The organism is Burkholderia sp. MSHR3999, from assembly GCF_000833595.1.
In the GTDB taxonomy this organism is placed as follows: domain Bacteria; phylum Pseudomonadota; class Gammaproteobacteria; order Burkholderiales; family Burkholderiaceae; genus Burkholderia; species Burkholderia ubonensis.
Genome location: NZ_JRFO01000007.1, coordinates 123812 through 143344, shown reverse-complemented (window position 1 = coordinate 143344; position 19533 = coordinate 123812). Strand labels below are relative to the sequence as shown.

General features: G+C 61.1%; 19 protein-coding genes and 1 pseudogene. 6 read left to right on the top strand and 14 right to left on the bottom strand.

Annotation, left to right across the window (positions count from 1 at the left end):
* Positions 1-68: 68 nt before the first annotated feature.
* The 5 genes from KY49_RS24300 to KY49_RS24280 all read right to left on the bottom strand — a co-directional run bounded on the left by KY49_RS24300 (position 69) and on the right by KY49_RS24280 (position 8373).
* Entirely contained in the window at positions 69-1055 is a 987-nt protein-coding gene (locus KY49_RS24300) for a PoNe immunity protein domain-containing protein (RefSeq protein WP_042587043.1), read from the bottom strand.
* On the bottom strand, positions 1056-2606 hold the full coding sequence (locus KY49_RS24295; RefSeq protein ID WP_042587042.1) for a hypothetical protein: 1551 nt from the start codon (positions 2604-2606) through the stop codon (positions 1056-1058).
* Complete coding sequence (locus KY49_RS24290; protein ID WP_042587041.1) at positions 2603-5416, bottom strand: type VI secretion system Vgr family protein; 2814 nt, start codon at positions 5414-5416, stop codon at positions 2603-2605. Before KY49_RS24290 ends, KY49_RS24295 begins: the two co-directional genes overlap by 4 nt.
* A gap of 861 nt (positions 5417-6277) precedes the next feature.
* Positions 6278-7516 (bottom strand): metal-dependent hydrolase family protein, encoded by a 1239-nt coding sequence (locus tag KY49_RS24285; protein ID WP_042588686.1) that lies wholly within the window; start codon positions 7514-7516, stop codon positions 6278-6280.
* A 326-nt stretch (positions 7517-7842) separates the two neighbouring features.
* Entirely contained in the window at positions 7843-8373 is a 531-nt protein-coding gene (locus KY49_RS24280) for a YcxB family protein (protein WP_042587040.1), read from the bottom strand.
* A 20-nt stretch (positions 8374-8393) separates the two neighbouring features.
* On the opposite strand from KY49_RS24280, the gene KY49_RS37620 reads away from it, so the two are divergent.
* The 4 genes from KY49_RS37620 to KY49_RS24265 all read left to right on the top strand — a co-directional run bounded on the left by KY49_RS37620 (position 8394) and on the right by KY49_RS24265 (position 11760).
* Entirely contained in the window at positions 8394-9023 is a 630-nt protein-coding gene (locus KY49_RS37620; RefSeq protein ID WP_156162594.1) for a hypothetical protein, read from the top strand.
* Positions 9024-9162: 139 nt separating this feature from the next.
* Positions 9163-9858: a helix-turn-helix transcriptional regulator gene (locus KY49_RS24275; protein ID WP_042587039.1), complete on the top strand. Its 696-nt coding sequence runs from the start codon at positions 9163-9165 to the stop codon at positions 9856-9858.
* Positions 9831-11105, top strand: a complete 1275-nt coding sequence (locus tag KY49_RS24270; RefSeq protein WP_042587038.1) for an MFS transporter — start codon at positions 9831-9833, stop codon at positions 11103-11105. The genes KY49_RS24275 and KY49_RS24270 overlap by 28 nt, the downstream gene beginning before the upstream one ends.
* Before the next feature lie 55 nt (positions 11106-11160).
* Entirely contained in the window at positions 11161-11760 is a 600-nt protein-coding gene (locus KY49_RS24265) for a thiamine phosphate synthase (protein WP_042587037.1), read from the top strand.
* Positions 11761-11821: 61 nt separating this feature from the next.
* Here KY49_RS24265 and KY49_RS24260 read toward each other — a convergent pair whose 3' ends face one another.
* Positions 11822-13036, bottom strand: a complete 1215-nt coding sequence (locus KY49_RS24260; RefSeq protein WP_082062496.1) for an MFS transporter — start codon at positions 13034-13036, stop codon at positions 11822-11824.
* Positions 13037-13322: 286 nt separating this feature from the next.
* Here KY49_RS24260 and KY49_RS24255 point away from each other — a divergent pair, with 286 nt between their 5' ends.
* Entirely contained in the window at positions 13323-13760 is a 438-nt protein-coding gene (locus tag KY49_RS24255) for a GNAT family N-acetyltransferase (protein WP_042587036.1), read from the top strand.
* A gap of 9 nt (positions 13761-13769) precedes the next feature.
* Here the strand turns inward: KY49_RS24255 and KY49_RS24250 are convergent, their stop codons facing one another.
* The 4 genes and pseudogenes from KY49_RS24250 to KY49_RS24240 all read right to left on the bottom strand — a co-directional run bounded on the left by KY49_RS24250 (position 13770) and on the right by KY49_RS24240 (position 15440).
* Complete coding sequence (locus tag KY49_RS24250) at positions 13770-14093, bottom strand: helix-turn-helix domain-containing protein (protein ID WP_231636474.1); 324 nt, start codon at positions 14091-14093, stop codon at positions 13770-13772.
* A 67-nt stretch (positions 14094-14160) separates the two neighbouring features.
* Positions 14161-14313, bottom strand: a pseudogene (locus KY49_RS36150) (RNA-guided endonuclease InsQ/TnpB family protein); the annotation flags it as partial.
* 11 nt (positions 14314-14324) lie between these two features.
* The gene (locus KY49_RS24245; protein WP_042587035.1) at positions 14325-14660 is read right to left on the bottom strand and encodes a DUF4148 domain-containing protein; all 336 of its coding nucleotides are present in this window, start codon (positions 14658-14660) and stop codon (positions 14325-14327) included.
* Between the two features lie 132 nt (positions 14661-14792).
* Positions 14793-15440, bottom strand: a complete 648-nt coding sequence (locus KY49_RS24240; RefSeq protein WP_042587034.1) for a LysE family translocator — start codon at positions 15438-15440, stop codon at positions 14793-14795.
* 100 nt (positions 15441-15540) lie between these two features.
* Here KY49_RS24240 and KY49_RS24235 point away from each other — a divergent pair, with 100 nt between their 5' ends.
* Complete coding sequence (locus KY49_RS24235; protein WP_042587033.1) at positions 15541-16389, top strand: LysR substrate-binding domain-containing protein; 849 nt, start codon at positions 15541-15543, stop codon at positions 16387-16389.
* Between the two features lie 105 nt (positions 16390-16494).
* Here the strand turns inward: KY49_RS24235 and KY49_RS24230 are convergent, their stop codons facing one another.
* The 4 genes from KY49_RS24230 to KY49_RS24215 form a co-directional block, all read right to left on the bottom strand.
* The gene (locus tag KY49_RS24230) at positions 16495-17436 is read right to left on the bottom strand and encodes a copper resistance D family protein (protein ID WP_042587032.1); all 942 of its coding nucleotides are present in this window, start codon (positions 17434-17436) and stop codon (positions 16495-16497) included.
* Positions 17436-17810, bottom strand: a complete 375-nt coding sequence (locus tag KY49_RS24225) for a copper resistance CopC family protein (protein WP_042587031.1) — start codon at positions 17808-17810, stop codon at positions 17436-17438. The genes KY49_RS24230 and KY49_RS24225 overlap by 1 nt, the downstream gene beginning before the upstream one ends.
* Positions 17811-17826: 16 nt before the next feature.
* The gene (locus KY49_RS24220; RefSeq protein WP_042587030.1) at positions 17827-18171 is read right to left on the bottom strand and encodes a copper-binding protein; all 345 of its coding nucleotides are present in this window, start codon (positions 18169-18171) and stop codon (positions 17827-17829) included.
* 66 nt (positions 18172-18237) lie between these two features.
* Positions 18238-19533, bottom strand: a complete 1296-nt coding sequence (locus KY49_RS24215; RefSeq protein WP_042587029.1) for a multicopper oxidase family protein — start codon at positions 19531-19533, stop codon at positions 18238-18240.

The following is a 19533-nucleotide window of genomic DNA, read 5'->3' as shown; positions in this document are numbered from 1 at the left end:
TGCGCTTGTATCCTCCCGACGTTTACTTCACACGAGGCCGCGAGAGGCGGAGGCAGTCGTCCTTAGAGTCAGGCCTTGCGTTCGAGCGTCCAGAGCGCGGGCTGCGGCCGGAAGGCACCACTTTTATCCGGCGCAAAAACGTCAGGCATTCGCTCGCCCTGATTCACCAGCACGCCTGGCACACTGTGACCCTGCGCCTTCCAGACTCCTGTTTCTGGACAAATCTGGCCAGTACGGACCGGTGTAGGTGCTGTGGGAACTGGAGTCGGAGGCGAAGACTCCTGATAGTTTCGACCAAAATCGACGAGGTCCTTCGGATAGACGATATGCTCGCGCAGTGAGGTATCGTCGAGCTCAAGCAGGTAGGCCAACGCAGCGGCTTCGATTGCCCAGTACCCAACATAGAGCCCCCATTCATTCGAAAGATTGAGGTGGCTATCGTGCCATCCGAGGTCTTTCATCGACGCATACCACTTCTCCAGATAGGCGTTGAGGTCCGCAAGGCTCTCTTCATCCGAGTCTCCGTACATGCTGTTGATACAGTCGCGGTACGACTCGTGAAACCAGCTGTCAACGTCAGTACGGCCTTCCATACCGTACGCAAGAAGGTCCTCGTAAAGCGTATCGCGTGCGCGATACGTAGGGTCCTCCAACGCGGCAATGCGGGGAAGCAAGTCGATTCTATGCAGTAGATGACACAGGCCGATGAGTTGCATCGCGCGTTCGTAGTCGCCCAACTGGCTCAGCCGGAAGGCTGGCCAACCAGGACGATAGACCAGCGACTCGCGTTGTGCGTACTCTTCATAGGCAGCAACCACTTGCTCCAATTCTTCGCGCATTGGCGCGATGGGCTCCCCGGCCGTGTAACGCAGGAGCATGAGACTGAAACGGCTATCGGCACGGAAATATGCAGCGCCTGCCTGCTTCTCTTCGGGGGTCCCTTCCGCAGGGAGCGTATGTGTCCACTGCTCGATGGACTCGAGGTGAAAGCGCGACCACCACTCGAAGTATTCTTCGCTAATGAACCGTTGACGTCGTTTCTGGGTAAAGTCCATTTAAGTTGCCGTCCTGATGCCGTATCTGTCGTTCAGCCGCTGCTGTTTTTCGTTTACCGCAACCCGGACTTCTTCCTCACGATAGTGGAACCGGATGTTGTGGTTCGGATGGACATGCTCAATACCTATCAGCAACGCCTTCGCATGCTGCAAGGCGCTCGGCAAGTAGAACGGAACGTACAGAATGTGGCGAGCATAGCCCTCTGCCTCAACCGTACGCGCCATCGCTGGCCCAACCGCATCCTGCAGGTTCTGCCGTATCCAGCCACGGCTCATCTGGGCAATTTTATCGCCGGTAGGCGCAAGGTCCCCACTCTTCGGCAATGAGGTGCCAGAAGCTGGTGGCGTGCCTGCGTCGCCGCCACCTGCTTTTGGCGCTGGCGAGCCCGACTTGGGCGGCCTTCTGCGGCCACCTTTCTTTTTTCCCGTCGAAGTGTCGTTGTCCGCCGCTTCGCCTTCATCGTCGGGCGGCTCAAGCAACTCGACGGGTCGGGGCAAGACTTTGTCCACCGCATGACCAAGCAAGCCCGAAACTCCGGGCTTCCCTTTGCGAACGCGCTTTTGAGCGACCCGCGAGGACTTCGCCTCTACGATGGCAAATGGCTTCCCGTTGTTGTTCGCGGGAGTTGCGCGCCATACCCCGTCAATCCCGTTTCCGTGTGCCTTCTCGGCGAACAGCTTGTTGAGCTTGGCTCCGTCATTGAGCTTGCCGAACACCCTGGCGCTCGGTGCCACTTCCCACTTACCAGCGAGGCCGTCATCGTGCTTCGTCCAGCCGTTACCCCACTTCAACTTCTCGTAGCAGTAGTAGTCGGCGATGTGCTCGCCCAAAATACCCGTTACTTTGTTCGTTACCCGTCTAACTGCGAGCTTTGCATTCACCACGCGAGACGACGCAGGTTTAGCGCGATTTCGGCCCTCCTCGGCTTCAGCGCCCTTCCGCCCAGGTTTCTCGGTTTCCTTGCGATGAGAGACTTCACCCTCTGCCGATGAGTTGGGTTGTTTCCTCTTCCAATGCATCAGCTTGCGCTCGACAAACATCGTCACCCAGAAGGGCAGGTTCCGCTCGCCGTACACTAGTGCTGCGCTCACCGCGGCTTGGCCCTCTGCCGGAAGGTCGCGATATAGCCAGGACTTCTCGATATGCCCTCGTGCGCCGGTCAGCAAATTTTTCAGCCCGGCGGCGTCAAAGAGCTTATCGACGAGTTGTTCAGGACTAGTCGGACAGTGTGCTTCCTGCAGCACAAGTCGAAGGATGTCGAACAGCAATGGTCCATAGATTTCCGACTTGTGATTGACCAGTCGGAAGGTCTGCTTCACCCCCGCACCAACTACCGGTACCCATCCGACGATGGCAAACAGCAGGTCGATACCGGTCTCGACCTTGGTCATCTCGTCGGTAGCGTCGCGTGCATTCCAGACGTCGAGGAGACTTTGACTGGTGTCATAGACATTCTGTGCTACATAAAACAGCGGAACAGCATTGGCAAGCATGGACTTGCCAATCTGCTCGACCGCATCCTCAATCGCTTGCTGGTTTGTATTGGTCATGTGATGTCGGGACGGCCAGAAAATTGATTGAACAGGTTCGCAAGGTCGTCGCCTGTAATGCCGTCGTGGCCCGCGGCATGAAGTTCCTTCAAGACCTCGTGCGCCTCAATCTCCTTGGCAGTGGGCAGGGGCTGTTGTTCGAATGTGCGTAAGTCCTCACCGAAGAACGCCTTGGCAGCTCCGTCTGGGATGTCATGAAGCACTGCATGTCCGTTGGCGTCGAGATTGCCCGTCATCGTCGTACCGTTCTCGAACACCACCTTGTAAGGCGCGTTGGGCACAGCCTTCAAGTTGTCATCCGTAAGATTCAGCTCGAGCTTGTTGTGCAGGTCGCCCTTCGGCAGCGCGGGCAAGTCGTAGGGGATACTCGCGGGACCGGCTAACGCGTGCTGCGCGCCCTTGATGTCTATCTTGCCCGGGGCGTGAATCTCGATGTTGCCGCCCTGGATTCGGATATAGGCGCCGCCGGACGTCAACAGGACGCCCTGGTTTGCCGCCACTTCAACCTTCTCCGTTGTTGACAGAACCTTCACGGTCTTCTGCGCAGTCAGCTCGATGTTGTCCGACTGCGCCTGAATTTCCACCTTTCCCTTCGCGGCGAACAGCTTCATCCCGGCGTTCTGAACGAACAGGCTGATGCGCTGGGCAACACTCGCGACGAGCGACTTGCCCGCGACCAGGTGCGTGCTCTGGCCGCTGACCAGGTTGACCTGCTCATCGGCGCCCAGATGAGCTGACTGCTGCGTCGGCAGCCCGATGCCCGCAGGACTAGACACGAGCAGCACCGGCTTCTTGAAGGCGTTGGCCGCGCCCCTCCCGCCGCCGGCCGTGCGGCCGCCGCTCGCCGGGCCGTCGACATGGTCGACAGTGGCCTTGTTAAACGATTGCAGCGCGTCCAGGCCCGCCTTCAGCCCCTCGGCCTGATGCGTGGTGCTGGCCTGGGACAGCGCTTCGAGCATGCCGTGCGCGCCATCGAGCTGCTGCCGGGCTTCACGTACCTCGAGCTGCTGCGCCGCCCCGGTACTGGAGTGCGTCGTCAAGAAGAGCCCACGATTGGCGCGAATAGCGCCATAGGCATCGGTGCGCAGGTCGAAGCCGCTACCCAGGTAGCTTCCGCGGACGTTGCCGTCCTGGGCAATCAGGTATCCGAGGTGCAGCATCGAGCTGCCTTGTGACGAGAAAAGCTGCATCCGGTTCTGGCCAGTCGCATCGTCCATCACGAGCTGGTTGTAGCCGCCGCCACCGTATTCCTTCGACCGGAAGCCCGACAGGATGCCGTTCGAGTGCCAGCGAGGCTGGGTCGCCCCGTTGTAGACGCGCCCCGTGGCAATTGGCCGGTCACAGTCCCCGCCGACCCAGTCGATGATGACTTCCTCACCCACGCGCGGCACATGCACGCTGCCGTAGCCGCTACCGGTGTCGGAAAAGGCAGCACGCACCCAGCATGTCGCTCCCATTCCCTCTCGTCGGTCCCAGTGCATGCGAACGAGGATGCGGTTCAGCGAATCGGTGTAAACCTCCTCGTTCTCTGGACCGACGACTGTCGCCGTCTGCAGGTGCATGACGGGCTTCTTGTGGTGGAACGGGCTGCGAAACGGCACCTTCTGGCGCTGGGCTTCCACCTCCACGAGGAAGAAGCCCTCGCTGCCCAAAGCGTCCTTGACCGCGAATGCCGAGGCCGACTGTTCATGAGAGTCACGGACCTCGGCGAGACGCGCATCCAGGCTATGCGGAAAGGGCTGACTGTTACCCACCGGCAAATTATTGCGGATGTACCAGGTTGCCTCGACGACCGCGAACTTGCGGTCCTCTACAGCGTCCCGGTCGTGCTCAGGATGGTCGAAGAGGGCGAACCAACGCCCCACGTCGATGCCGGGCAGGCTGCCCACGCCGCAGAATCGCTTCGCGCGCGACTCCCATTCCTCGAGCCTGAGCTTGGTCAGCTGGTTGCCGCGGTCTTCCTCCAGATACGAGTACGGCCCGGTGTACTCGTAGACCTCGGCCTGCTGCGGCAGGTCGCCCTGATTTGCGATGGTCGGATAGGACATCTCCTTGCGCGCATCGGGGTTGTTGTAGTCGAACGTCCGAGTCGAGTACGAGGTGCTCTGCAATGTGCGCGCGCCCGCCCAATGCACCAGCGCTTCCGGCTGACGGGTGACTCCGGCGCGGTAGAACTGAACACGCTCAGGCTCGAGCGGCTTGAGCGAATACAGGTCGTCCGTGATGACGAGGGTGTGCGACTTGCCGTCCTCTGCGTGCTCGAAATAGTAAAACCAGCCCTCCGCTTCCAGCAGCCGGTGCACGAAGTTCCAGTCGTCCTCGTACTGGACGCAGAACGAGCGCATGGGCGATGGCTTGCGCACCTCGATTCGGTACGCCCCGACCGCCTGTGGATGCCCTTGAAACACCGTTTCGAGGATGGCTTCGACCGACTGGTCCTGGAATATCCGAGCGTCCTTGCGGAACTTCAGGAAATGGAGCCAAGACGAGAAAATCAGCTGCATGCTCGTCAGCTGTCCGTCGGCACCCAAGCGTCGTGCGGTATGCACGTATCCGTGTCGTGGCCGGTATGACTTGTCGGCCTGCTGAATCCAGAGTGTGACAGGCTGCGCAATAAGCGATTTCAGATCAAGCGAATCCCGCAGCGAAACCACATCGACTGCATACTCGTAATTGCGCCCCAGGCGAGCAGTGCCCACCACGATTTGTGGCAGCAGCACGTCCGGCCCGGCAGGAGTATCCAGTTTTACGAGACGGTCGGACTGGATTAACCCCGAATTCACTAATGCGATAAGGTCCTGCGCTCCCATTTGATTTTCCTTGTTCTGGCCTCCCTCAAAACCTAGCAAAATCATACGGGGAAGAGCCTACGCACACAATATGAGGGATGCGACCTCGCCCTTCCCCAACAGGCAGAGGCGACAACAATCTCTGGCAATTGAACTCGATTTTTAAATAATTGAGGCGAATGCCGACCATTGATTGCTGCTGATGCGGCAATACGGATTAGAAGTCGTTACACAACAGCGAAATCACTGCAGAAAAAGCTGTTACTCGTCTGCAAACGCTTGATTCCGCAAGATAAGCGCTTCTAATCCGGCGACACCAAATCGCCCGCCTTCGAAGGGAAATTCCGAAAAATGTGTCACGGAATGAATCCATCGGGCGGGCAGACCGGGGCTTCGGCCCTGGTTCCTCCTGACCTTGCCCCTGTTTCACGAATCCCATAGCCGAGGCAATCAAGCCGCTTGCCCTTGCCGAGCGGCGGCCCAGTTCTTCTCGAACATCACGGGGCTGACGTAGTTCAATGTCGAATGGAGCCGACGGGCAACCGGGTCGAGTAGTTTCCGCTTCACGTAGCGCGAAGCCGCGCCCAGCAAGAATTCCGCCGTACAGGAAGCGTCCCGCGGGACGCTTTCATTTTTTTGAGCGCGATGGTGCGAATTTTTGCGACGTTGGGGGTCAACTGGGCCAAAATTCCGCTGCGGTTTTTTGCGCAAAACCCAGCCGGACAAGGACTTCGCCAAGGCGAGAAGCGTCCTACGGGATGCTTTCATTGTTGGCGAACACCGGCTGGCAATCCGGATTGGAAGCATTTACACGTAAACGCTTCCGCCCAACGACCCACCGGGTCTTGCCGAGGCAGACCCGCGGCGCAATTGTGTAGCCAGTCAGGCAGCGAGGCTGTTCTTGAAGAGTTCGCCTTGCTTCATGATGACGTCCAGGTGACGCCCTTGCTCCCCCAGCAGACCGATGTTCTGCAGCGGGTCTCCGTTGACCACCAGCAAATCGGCGGTGGCTTCCGGCGCCACCACGCCGAGTTCGCCGGTCTTGTTCAAGACCTCGGCTGCGATCGACGTCGCCTGACAAATCACCTCGAAGTTTGAAAACGCTCGCGTGCGCAGCATGAGTTCCTCGCTTTGGCGTTGATGCATCGTTCCCAGCAAGTCGGAACCATAGGCCATCTTGACCTTGTGGCGCTTGTAAATCTCCAGTGAATCCAGCCCCTTCTGCAGCACGGCGGCATTCTTCACCAGCGAATCCGCCGGATAACCCGCTTCAGCGCCATCCGTTCTACAGGCCTCGTACGTAATCAGTGTCGGCACGATGAAGGCGCCTCGCTCAGCCATCACACGGGCCGCATCGTCGTCGACGAGGTTGCCGTGCTCAACCGTGCGAACGCCGAGCTCGACAGCGCGCTTGATTGCTTGAGCCGTGTAGGCGTGCGCCATGACGTACGTCTGATGCTGGCGCGCCTCGGCAACGGCGGCCCGGATTTCGTCCTCCGAGAACTGCAGATTGCCGATCGGGTCCGTCGGAGACGAGACACCGCCGGACGCCATGATCTTGATTTGCGTCGCGCCCTGACGGATTTCCTGTCGAATGGCGCGGCGAATGTCATCCACGCCATCCACGATGCGACCAATCGCACCGTAGTACTGCGAGCAAGGGCAGTGGTCGGCGCTGTGGTCAAGCCTGACACGATAGTCTGCGTGACCGCCGGTCTGGGAGAGCGCCTTGCCCGAGGTGAATAGACGAGGACCTTCTGCGAGCCCGGCCTCCACGGCCTGTGCCAGCGCATAGTCGGCACCGCCTGCATCGCGAACGCTCGTAAAGCCTCGCTCCAGCATCCCGCGAAGAATCGGCACCGCGCGGAACAATGCAAAGGCATTGGGCAACTTCGCGTTTGCTCCCAGGTTCGCCATGCTGGCCATGACGTGGACGTGACAATCGATCAGCCCCGGCATCAACGTCTTGCCTCTGATGTCAAGCACGTTCGCATCCGACCGGACCTCGATGTGTGCCGCGACTTCCCGGATGATGCCATCCTCGATCAGAACGTCGTACGGCTGGTCGTCTTCGTGGTGGTTGACGTCGACGATCCGTCCGCCTTTTAGGAGTGTAAGCATCGTTTCCTCTTCAAGTAATGCCAAACGTCGAGGCCAGAAATTCAGCCTCGACGGGGGAATTGACCATGTAATGGGTACCGAGGCAAAGGCAGCTATGGCAGCTTCAATCGCCCGATACCCGAATCCTGAATTTGGCCTTGTTCCGCTTAAACGCCAATCATCCCAGGTTTCGCGGCGGATCAACGACAAGGGAAGATTGACTTCGACGAACAAGGCAAGCGCCTGACTAAAGGTCGCCTGCCCGGCCGGTGCCAGCTCGCGGCGCGCCCAAGACTTCTCGACGTGCCCGCGAAACTCGATTGCACCATCCCCGCTTCATCAGCTTGCTAGACTTTCCGAACGCCGTTTCGAGCCAGAGTCTGGCGCAGAATCCCCACTTGCGATTCGGTGAGCAGGCGTTTCGGTATGAAGCGGAGCATCAGCACCGACTGGTAGTACAGGATCACGTGGCGATCCTCGCTCCAATGGACAAGATCCGCGTAGCGGATTTCTTCGCGGGAGGTCGGGGTTTCGACGACGAGACAATCGCTGCGGCAGGTGACCGTGTAAGGCTGGTGGAGATTTTTTTGCTGGACGTAGACCTTGCGAGCGGCGCGCGGCAGCAACAGATTGGCAAGCAAGGGCCAGCCGATCGTGACCAACGCCGCAATTCCGACGATCCACCAGACAACGCTCAGTTCCGGCAGGGTTCGGTTTGCTATCCAGGCGACACCGAGCGAAAAAAGGACATACACGGCCAACGCGATCGCGAATGTCTTGAGCAGATATTTCCAGTTGTACCTGCGCCGCAGATTCAGGCGGTAAGCGAGGACGAGGTCCTCCAAGGTGGGCTGAAAGGCGATTACGGTGTCACTCATGTACCGGCTCGGAATGGTTCTTGATTTTTACTGTCGATTGGGGCTCTGAAAAACGCACCGCCAAAGGCACCGGCCGTTCGAACAGCGTTCCCGGGCGCAATGCCCACGAGGAATACGCTCGTTATGGTCTGCTGCCGGCGCTCATTCGCGATGCGTTTGACATTGCCCCACCGTATGTCTTTACATTATCGCCGAATCGGAACGTGGCCATAAGAAGTCCAGCCGCACGTCAGCCTGGAGATCGAGAAATGGCGAAGGGCGGGTCCACCGCGCGACGGCCGTCGCGCCCCGCTCACCGGGCCGTGAACACGGATAGTGGCTCAATTCCCGCCGCGGAGCAGGTGGAAGAAAAAGCGATCGCCGGATCCGCGGCGATCGCAAGGCCGCCTGCATCGAGCCAATTCAAGAAACGCAGGCGGGACACAAAATTGGGGACTTGCGTCGTGTCCCGATACGCCAAAAGCGGCCTAAGCGGATCGCCAATAGCCGAGGGCAAGTTGACGTCGGTGCTCCAGAACGTGCGTCATCTCGTCTCTCATTCCTGCCTGCCGCCGATTCCTGCCGATTGTTTACAAAACAAATCCCGAAGACCCCAAAGTTTCAAAAAAAATCAAAACTACAGATTGATTTTCCACAGACGGCACCAGTAAGACATCCGCGAAAATTACTGATACAGTACCCGCGTGCGCATGCTAGATCGGAGTGTGGACGACAATTCCCCGAAACTATTCGGGAAATTTTCATTAAATTCGCTCACAATGCGCCCCTTGCACCTCACCGGGCTACGCCATGAAATGCGACAGCGCAATTGCCAGCCTCATCGAAAACTTTCCGACTTCGGCAAGCCTGAAGGAAGCGGACACCGGCAGATACATCGCAAATAACCTGCACAACTCGCTTCAGTTTGGAATAAAAAATCCAAAGGATCTCCTGGGGCTGACGATACAGGACATCAGATTCAATCAACCCGACTGGGGAGCACAGTACGCAAAATCGATCGAGCGCCTGGATTTATCCGCGCGCGAAAAGAAATCCCACGTGATCGGCAGACACCAGTTTCTCGACGCTTGCGGCGAGGCGCAGGTCGAGGAAATGGTCAAATTCCCGGTGCTGGGAACGCGCAAAAACATACTTGGCATCGTCACTTATCGGCACGACATTACGCGAACCCTCCCGCCGATTAATGTCTATCTGCTGAACAGGAAGTTTTACAACACGGCATCATCGATCGAACGAACGCTCACCTATTTCAAGGTCCACCAGTATTTCATCACTCCGTTGACGGATGCACAGGTCCGCGTTTTTCTTTTGAGGTCGGAGCGGCTCAGCACCAAGGAAATCTCCCGATTCCTCCGCATTTCGGACAGAACGGTAGAGTGCCATTGCGCCGCGTTGCGCAACAAGGTCATAGACGGAAACCTTCCCTACGTCCTGTCGCTCATGAAGGAAAGCGTTTCATGCGATCAAGATTTGACCCAATCCTGAAAATAGCGCTCACGGCCAACCTTTTTGAATGGTATGAATTTTCACTCACTGCCTTCATGGCATTGGAAATCGGCCGTCTGTTTTTTCCGCCCGCAAGTGACAAACTGGCGCTGGCGCTGAGTTTTTCGGTGTTCGCAAGCAGCTACCTGGCACGCCCTTTCGGCAGCCTGTTTTTCGGCGCCTTGGGCAATCGATACGGCACCGGCACGGCGCTCAAGTTCAGCATGCTGGGCATGGCAACGCCGGCGTCCCTGATCGCATTCCTGCCGACTTATCAGGCGGCCGGCTACCTTGCGACCATCCTGCTGCTGACGTTGAAAGTGCTGCAAGGCTTTTGCGCCGGCGGCGAAATGCCGTTAAGCGGATATTTCGTGTCGCTCAACGCGAATGACCGGAATCGCGGACCTTATTGCGCATTCGTTGTGGTCAGCGGATTCATCGGCATGCTGTTGGCGTCTGGCACCACGTTCGGCTTGCCGTATCTTGCCAGCGCGTTGCGCCCGCCCATGCACGGGTCGACTGCGGGGCACTGGTCCGAATCATGGCGCTGGCCGTTTTTGCTCTGCATTCCATTGTCGCTCGCGATCTACTCGCTCAGGTCGTCGGTCAGCAAGGGCGTGAGCGCGCAGGAGCGCCGCACTTCGCGCCGGAAGCCGGCGTTGCCGCTGGCGCAGGCGTTCATCCTGGTGGCGTTCATGGAAATCGTCATCTATGCGTTGCTCGTGTGGATGCCGAATTATTTACACAGCTATCTCGGCGCATCCAGCTTCGACGCGCATTTTTCGAATGTCGTCACCTTGATCGTCTTCTCTGCGTCGACGATCGGCGCAGGCTATGGCGCTCGCGTCACAAGCGCGGCCAATCTCGTCCTGGCCGGGATCGTCTCGCTGGTCCTCGGCAGCTATCCGCTGTTCCGCGTGTTGCAGACGGGCGATCCTGTTTTGCAATTGCTTGCGCAAGCCGCTTTGGCAATCATGGCCGGCTGCATCGTCGGCGTCATTTTTGTCGTTCTCGCAGACTTGTTCAAGGAGAGCTGGGGGGATGTCGGCATGGCCAGCACCTACTCCTTTGCCACTGCGATTTTCGGCGGGACCGCGCCCGTCGTGTGCGCTTACCTGATCGAAGTCACGCATCTGGTGACGGCACCCGCAATCTATATTCTGGTCACGGGACTGCTTGCCGCGCCCGTTGCGTACAGTCTGGCTTCGACGCAACGAGGCCGGATGCGTTTCCGCGTATCCGACTGATCTCCGACAACGATATCGTCCATCCCTAGTTTTCCGTCGCCTGTCACCAAGCCCTATGCAGCAATCAACCAAGTTGCCGTCGACCTGTCTGGTCACGCCGGAACCTCCGGCCGACAAACCGTTAGGCGGCTTTCTCGTGGATCTCGAACGCGCGTTGAAGGCGGGCATCCGCCTGGTACAGCTCCGCGCCAAAACCGTGACTGCCGCGCAGTATGCGTGGCTGGCCGAGCAAGCGTTGACGTGTTGCCGGCGCCACGATGCGCGGCTGCTGCTGAACGCGCCGCCTGAAGTGGCAGAGACGCTGCACGCAGACGGCGTACATCTCACCAGCACTCGCCTGATGGCGTGCTCGAGCAGACCGTTGCCCGCAGGATTCCTGGTTTCCGCTGCATGTCACGACGCCAACCAGATACAGCATGCAAATCGGATAGGGGCCGACCTGTTGACCCTCTCGCCTGTCCTACCGACTGCAACGCATACCACTGCCGAACCGCTTGGCTGGCCGCGTTTTCGCGAACTCGCGGCGCTGACCTCGATTCCGATCTATGCGTTGGGCGGAATGTCCGCCGATACGTTGGCCGAAGCCCGCGACGCTGGCGCGCATGGCGTCGCGGCAATTCGCGCGTTTTGGGGAGGGGTCGTCGAAAAGTCGTAATCGAAGAAGCAGAGATTCCTGATGCGCCCTGCTTTCGGTCATCGACTCCCGCGCATCGAAGCTACCTGCCTCTGATTTTCAACTTCACCTGAAGCAAGGTCAGCGCACCGAGCACGAACACGGCGAGGGTCCACGCGCCGTCATGGTGCAACAGCACGGCGGCAGTCGCGGCGATGCCCGCCAGTCCTTGCTGCAGGAAGCCGCACAAGGCCATCGCATGCGCGCCGTACTCGTGGGCATCGCTGACGGCGGTCGCCATGCTGTTGGGAAACAGCACCGCCTGACCGAAAATCGTCAGGCAATACAGCGCGATGAAGCTCCCCAGCCCGGCGAAATGGTTCAGCAGGCCGCCCAGCCAGGACACCAGCATCAGCGTGGTCGCAAGCGCCAGCAGCGTCGCGCCGGCATGCATCAATCGCACGCCGCCAAGCCGGCTCACGAAGCGATTGACCAGCATCGCGCCGCTGAAATAGGCGACGCCGATCAGCAGGCCGATACTGCCGAAGCCCGTCACGGGCAACTTGAAATGCTCCTGGAACACGAAAGGACTCACTTCCTGCAAGGTCACGGTCGCGGCGAATCCCAGCCCTCCCGCGCAGGCCGGCCACAGAAAGCCCGGGCGCCGCAGCACGGCGCGGTATGTGCCGGCCATGCCCGACATGACGGCGGCGCGGCGTCCCGCCTTCAAAGGCAGCGAATACGAGATGCCGATCGCCAGCGCGGCGGTGACGGCCATCAGCACGAAACCCGCTTGCCAATGGCTGTACTGACCGATCAGCCCGCCGATGAACTGGCCGCCGCCCAGTGCCGTGATGAACGCGATCGACAGCACGGACAGCCGTCGCGCCAGTTCGTCGCCGCGCCAGTTGTCCCGCACGATGATCCTGGCGATGATCGCCGCGCCGCCGCCCGCGATGCCCTGAATGGCGCGCAACACCAGCAGCGCGAGCGCGGACGTGCAGCTTGCGAGCAGCAGGCTGCTGGCCGCGAACAGCAGCAAGGAGATCAGCAAAGGCGCGCGCCTGCCCCAGCGTTCCGCCGCGGCGCCCCAGAACAGGACGGGCAGCGCCGCGCCGATCACATAGGCGGAGATGGACAGCTCGGCGCTGCCCTGCGTCATCTTCAGCTCGCGCATGACGATGGGCAAGGACGGCAGATAAACCGTCGTCGCCATCTGCGCCATGAATACGATCAGGCACGCCAGCGCCATCGCGCGAAAAGCCGATGCAGCGCTTTCCAGCGGCGCATCGGCGGTGAGAGCCGGTTTGTTATTCATGAGCAGCCTTGGCAGGTCTTTCGCGGGGAAGAGCGCGGTGAACAAAGCTTGAAATATCGGGAGTTGACCAACGGGCGCCGACCCGCATGCGCAAGAGATGAAATGCGCATTGCGATATGGCTATTCATCGAACCCGATGGCCGCAAGCGGGGAATCAATTTAAATCAGAATCGCCGGACCCGCACACAAAAAGCGAAGCAAAATTCCTCGGCATATAGAATGATTCTTCTATTTGCGGGATTCCGCCACTCACGTGACGAGCGCTACTTTCCACCGGTAGAAGCACATGACCTCACCCATCACGCTACGCGCGGCAACGCCGGCTGACGTCCCATTCCTCCTGAGACTGCGCAAGCTCACGATGACGGCGCATCTGCAACGCTCCGGCATCCCCACCGACGACGACACGCACTACGGCCGCATCCGCGCGAACTTCGAGGACGCGAAGATCATCTGCGACGGCACCGAAAGCATCGGGCTTCTCAAGTTGAGCCGCGCGCCGGATGAGTGGCACCTTCATCAAATCCAGATATTGCCCGCACACCAGGGCAAAGGCATTGGCAACGCGGTACTGCGCGCCGTATTGGCTGAGGCGACACGCGCGGGCGTACCCGTCTCGCTGAGCGTTCTTCGGGGCAATCCGGCGCGGCGCCTCTACGAGCAACTCGGTTTCAGACTCGTCACGGAAACGCCCATCGATGCGAAGCTGACGTGGCATCCGTGATGCGTCGCGTCAGCGCGCGCGCAGCAGCGACGGCGGGACGTCCAGCAGCCGCACGAAGCTGCGGCGCATGTTCTCGGCGTCGCCGAAACCGCATTCGTTCGCCACGCGCTGCAGCGACGACGCCCCGCTTTCGAGCGCGGCGCGCGCCGCTTCCACGCGCAGTTTTTCCACCGCCTTCGCAGGCGTGAGACCGGTTTCTTCCTGGAACGCCCGCGCGAAATGGCGCGGACTCATGCACGCGCGCTCGGCCATGTCGCTGACGCGATGACGCGCGCCGAGGTTGCGGCGCACGTGATCGAGCAGCGGCTTGAAGCGGCCGCGCGCGCAGTCCATCTCGTTGACATCCTCCCCTGCCTGAATGCCGGGAATTCCTACCGCTTCTGAAACGATGACGCTTGCTTCAGATTGCCTCGGCGGGTTCCTGCTTCACCGAGCGGCCCGACTGCACCGGCTCTCCACAGGCTGCAACGCGGTGTCCCCGCGCCAGTATATTGATCGCGCCGACCACATCGGCGTTTTCCTCGAAACCGCATTCGATACAGGCGAACCGCGAACTCTAGCGCATCAATGTTGTGCCGCCCACACCGGTTCGCGCAGGCTGTGGAGTTCCTTGTTCCGCGCAATGGTTTCAGGGCCCGGCGGATAGTCGTGGTTGCTGGTCGGCAGCAGACCATCGTGATACGCGCGAATCAGCTCCTGACGGACTTGCTCGCGCGTCTTTCCGGACGGAGCCGAATTCCCGGACGGGCTGGCCGACGCAACGGCAACGGCAGCAGCGCCGCGGGTGCTCGACGCGCTACTCGCCGCGTATGCGCCGGGGTAATCGTGACCGCCATCCGCGAAGGCGGACGTGACAGCGGTTGCGGCAACAACCATGGCGACGACAATTCGAATGTTCATGTGATCTCTCCGGTTCGAAACCCGGAATCGCGACAGGCGACTCCAATGGCTTGCATTCTGGAGAGCGGCCCCTGAATGGCCCGTGACGCATGCATGACCTTTCGGTCACGCCGCTTTCATCCGCCACCGAATTCAACCGATGCCTCCCGCCTTCAACGCGTCCGTGGTCATGTGCGCGCCAAGCGCAAGCAGCATCACGCCCATGCTCCAGCGTTGAGCCAGCAGGAGTCCCGGGCGACTGGCGAGGAACGTCGCCAGGGCGCCGGAGCAGATCGCCACGAAGCCATTGACCAATGCGAACGCGACGATCAACGACGAACCGAGCACAAGCGACTGCCTGAGAACGCTGCCGTCATGATCGTTGATGAATTGCGGCAGGAGTGACAGAAAGATCATCGCGAGCTTCGGATTCAACAGGCTCGTCGCGGCGCCCATCGCGAAAAGCCGGCGCGGCTGTTCCCGGGGCAGATCGCGAACCTCCAGCGGAGAGCGGCCGCCGGGCTTCACGGCCTGCCACGCCAGATAGAACAGATACACGGCGCCCACCGCACCCAACACACTGCCTGCATAAGGCACGCTCAAGAAAAATGCCGTGATGCCGAACGCTGCGCCAAACATGTAGAAGAGGTAGCCGAGCATGACGCCCGCAAGCGAAATAAGCCCGGCCGTTCGGCCTTGCGCGATCGAGCGCGACATTACGTAGACCATGTTCGGGCCCGGCGTCACGGCAATCATTCCGGCAACCGTCAGAAATCCGTACATCGATGCGGAACCGTACATTGCTGTGCTCCTGAAGTGTTCGACGATCGCAGTATCGGTTCGATGCAAACTCCAGTAAAACGAATTAAACTGAATCCATTGATCAGATTTTCTGAAGAAGATGAAGAAGCTCGACCTGGACGTGCTCGAGATGCTCGTGGCGATTGCCGATACGGGTTCGTTTGCTCGAGGTGCGGAGTCCGTGCATCGATCGCCGTCGGCGGTCAGCATGCAAATCAAGGCGCTCGAGGAAGCGCTGGGCAAGCCGCTTTTCGTGCGAAGCACCCGTAACGTAACGATTACCCCGGAAGGCACGACGCTTTTGGACTATGGCCGTCGCATGCTTGCGATGCGGGATGAAGCGTGGGCGTCGGTCGTTCGCCCCGAAGTAAAGGGCCGCGTCACCATCGGCGTTCCCGATGACTACGCGTCGTCGCTGCTGCCGCAGGTTCTGGGAAAGTTCGCGGTGGCGCATCCGCGTGTCGAAATTCGGGTAATCGGCCTGCCTAGCCACGCGCTCGTGCCATTGCTCAAGGACAACACGCTGGACCTCGCCTGCATCACGAAAGCGAAGGGCGTTGCGGGCGAATTCCTCCGGTTCGAGCCGATGGTGTGGGCCGGGTCGCCCGCAAGAAAGGTGTGGAAGGAGCGCCCGCTTCCGATCGCCGTTTTTGCGCATGGCAGTACGGCGCGCGCCCATGCCATCAGCGCGCTTCAGCGCGCGAACATCAAATACCGGATGTCCTACGAAAGCCCGAGCCTGATGGGCCTGATCAGCATGGTCGAAGCAGGGCTCGCGATAGCGCCCCTCGCCAAATGCGGCGTGCCGGGGCACCTCGTTCAGCTATCGCAGAACGAAGGGTTGCCGCCGCTGGACGAACTCGAAGTCGTCCTTGCCCGCAGTGCCCGGTCCGGTCGACCGCCCTGTGATTTTCTCGCCGGGCAGATTCTGGCTGAACTGAGGGCTTGAGCCAGACGCTCGATGGCCGGGCCGGCAAAGGATGGCCGCCGCATGCCAAAGCCGCAGCGTCACGGACGACCCACCCGCGTGGACGGATACCGCAACCCAGCCGGTTTACGTCGTGCCCGGCAGCGCACTCGAGACGAGCACGGCCGCGACCAGCAGCACGCCGGCCAGCACGAGCGACTCGACCTTGAGCACCGCGCCGAAACGGCGCAGCGGGCCCGCCGGCGATGCCGCGGCAGGATGCTTCAACGCGGCCAGCAGCTTCGGCATTTCGAAGAACCGGTTGTGCGCCCCGAGCGCCGCGGCAATCAGCACCAGCGCGAGCTTGAGCAGCAGCACCTGCCCATAAGCGGACGCCAGCAGGTTCGAAGGCGTACCGACTCCGCGCCATCCGTTGTATGCGCCCGTACTGAACAGGACGATCAGCGCCCACGTCGACGCATCGGAAAGCGATTGCACGAACGACGCGCCGTTCCGGTATTCACTTCCCGGAGCGCGAATCAGAGACGGCATCACCGCATACGTCGTCACCAGCACGAGGCCAACCCACGCGCTGATGGCCAGCAGATGCAGCCAGTCCACCCAGACCGGCACGCTGAACAGCCCGGCATCCACCGGATGCCCGCCGTTGCTGCGCGCAAGCGCGACACCCGCCAGCGCAATCCACATCGCGAACGGAACACGCACGTCGCTTCGTGACGGCAGAAACGACAGCACGACGATGCAAAGCGTGAAGCCGGCGCCGACCAGCCACGCATGCCCAAAGCCGGTTCCCGCGAGCATCGACCACACGGCCGGACCGGCTTCGAACAGCGTCGACTCGCTCATCAACGCGCAGTGCGCCCAGAACGACAGCATGCTCGCCAGCAGCGACACGACGGATGCGATGCGCATCGTCGAGACCAGACGCCGAGCCATGCCCGCCTGCCAGTCGGATGCGCCGCGCGCGAGCCATCGGTTGCCGAGCAGCGCACCGACGACGACGGCGAAGCCGACGTTCTGCACGGCGACCGCGACCAGCCTCAAGATGCCGAGGAACCCGTCGTTCATCACTTCACCCTGAACACGTAGGCGCCTTTGGTCTTGTGCGCATCCGCGGTCATCGCGGTCCACTGGACCGTGTACGTGCCCGACGCCAGCTTCGGCACCGCGACCGTCATGACGCGCGGCGCGGACGCGTCGACCTTGGCCTTCTCCTTCGTGACGGCGGCGCCGCCTGCGTCGGATACCTTGACCGAACTGAAGGTCGGTTCGAGGTCTTCGTTGAAGGCAAGGCGCAACACGTCGGGCGCCACATCGACCATGCTGCCCGATGCGGGCACCGCGCTTTCCAGCTTGCCGTGCGCCAGCGCCGCAACCGGCGCGAACGCCAACGCGCCGGTCGCGGCCAGTCCGGCGAAGTGCTTGAGGGTGAATGTCTTCATGTCGGGGCTCGTCTCGTCACTGCTTCTGCAGCTTCGTGACGGTGAGCGCACCGTTCACTTCGTCGGCGACGAAATCGATCTTGTCGCCGGCCTTCACCTGCGACAGCATCGCCGCGTCCTTGACCTTGAAGACCATCGTCATCGCGTCCATGCCGAGGTTCTCCAGCGGGCCATGCTTGATGGTCAGCTTGCCGGCCGCCGTGTCGACCTTCCTGATTTCACCGTGCGACATGCCGCTCGCCGCTTCGGCGCCCTGCTTCGCGCCGCTCATGTCCATGTTGCCCATCTCGCCGGCCGCATGCGACGCGGCCGAGAACGCGAGGGCGCAGCCCATCGCAATCGAAACAAGTGCTTTTTTCATCGTGCTTTCTCCAGGGTTGAGGGGATGAAACGGTCGGCCGGGTCTGGCCCGGCCTGGTTGTGTCGTTCAGCCGTCCGGCAGTTCGCCGGTGTATTCGTAGGCCACGGTTCCCTTCGGATGCCTGAACCAGCCCGGGTCGCGGTAGTCGTTCCGGCCCAGCCCTTGCCGCACCTTGACGACGGTGAACATGCCGCCCATCTCCAGCGGCCCGAAAGGCCCGGTGCCGGTCATCATCGGCAGCGTGTTGTCGGGCAGCGGCATCTCCATCTCGCCCATCGCGCCGCCGGTGCTGCCCATCGCCATGTAGTCGGGCACCAGCTTGTTGATGCGTTTCGCGAGATCCTTCTGCGGCACGCCGATGAGGTTCGGCACCTGATGGCCCATCGCATTCATCGTGTGATGCGACTTGTGGCAGTGGAGCGCCCAGTCGCCGGGGCGGTTCGCGGTGAACTCGATCGCGCGCATCTGGCCCACCGCGACGTCGGCCGTCACCTCCGGCCAGCGCGCGGCCGGCGGAATCCACCCGCCGTCCGTGCCGGCCACCTCGAAGCTGTAGCCGTGCAGGTGGATCGGATGATTCGTCATCGTCAGGTTGCCGAACCGGATGCGCACGCGGTCGCCCGCGCGCACCGGCAGCGGGTCGATGCCCGGGAACACGCGCGAATTGAACGTCCACATGTTGAAGTCCGTCATCTCGTTGACGCGCGGCGTGTAGCTGCCCGGGTCGATGTCGTAGGCCGCCAGCAGGAACACGAAGTCCCGGTCGACCGGCATCACGCCGCGGTCCTTCGGGTGCACGATGAACATGCCCATCATTCCCATCGCCATCTGCACCATCTCGTCGGCGTGCGGGTGATACATGAAGGTCCCGTGCTTCTCCAGCTCGAACTCGTAGACGAACGTCTTGCCGGGTGGGATGTGCGGCTGCGTGAGCCCCCCGACGCCGTCCATCCCGCTGGGCAGCAGCATGCCGTGCCAGTGCACGGTCGTGTGCTCGGGCAGCCGGTTCGTCACGAAGATGCGGACCTTGTCGCCCTCGACCGCCTCGATGGTCGGGCCGGGCGTTTGCCCGTTGTAGCCCCACAGGTTCGCCTTCATGCCGGGCGCCATCTCGCGCACGACCGGCTCGGCCGTCAGGTGGAATTCCTTCCAGCCGTTCTTCATTCGCCACGGCAGGCTCCAGCCGTTGAGCGTCGACACCGGCGTATACGGGCGTCCGTTGGGCGGCGCGAGCGGCGGCTGCGTCGCCGCCTTCGCCATCGTCGGTGCTTCGGGGAGCGACGCGGCGCCCGCCTTGCTGACCATCGCGGCGCCGAGGAGTGCGGCCCCGGAGCCGCTGAGGAATTGTCGTCGGGACACCAT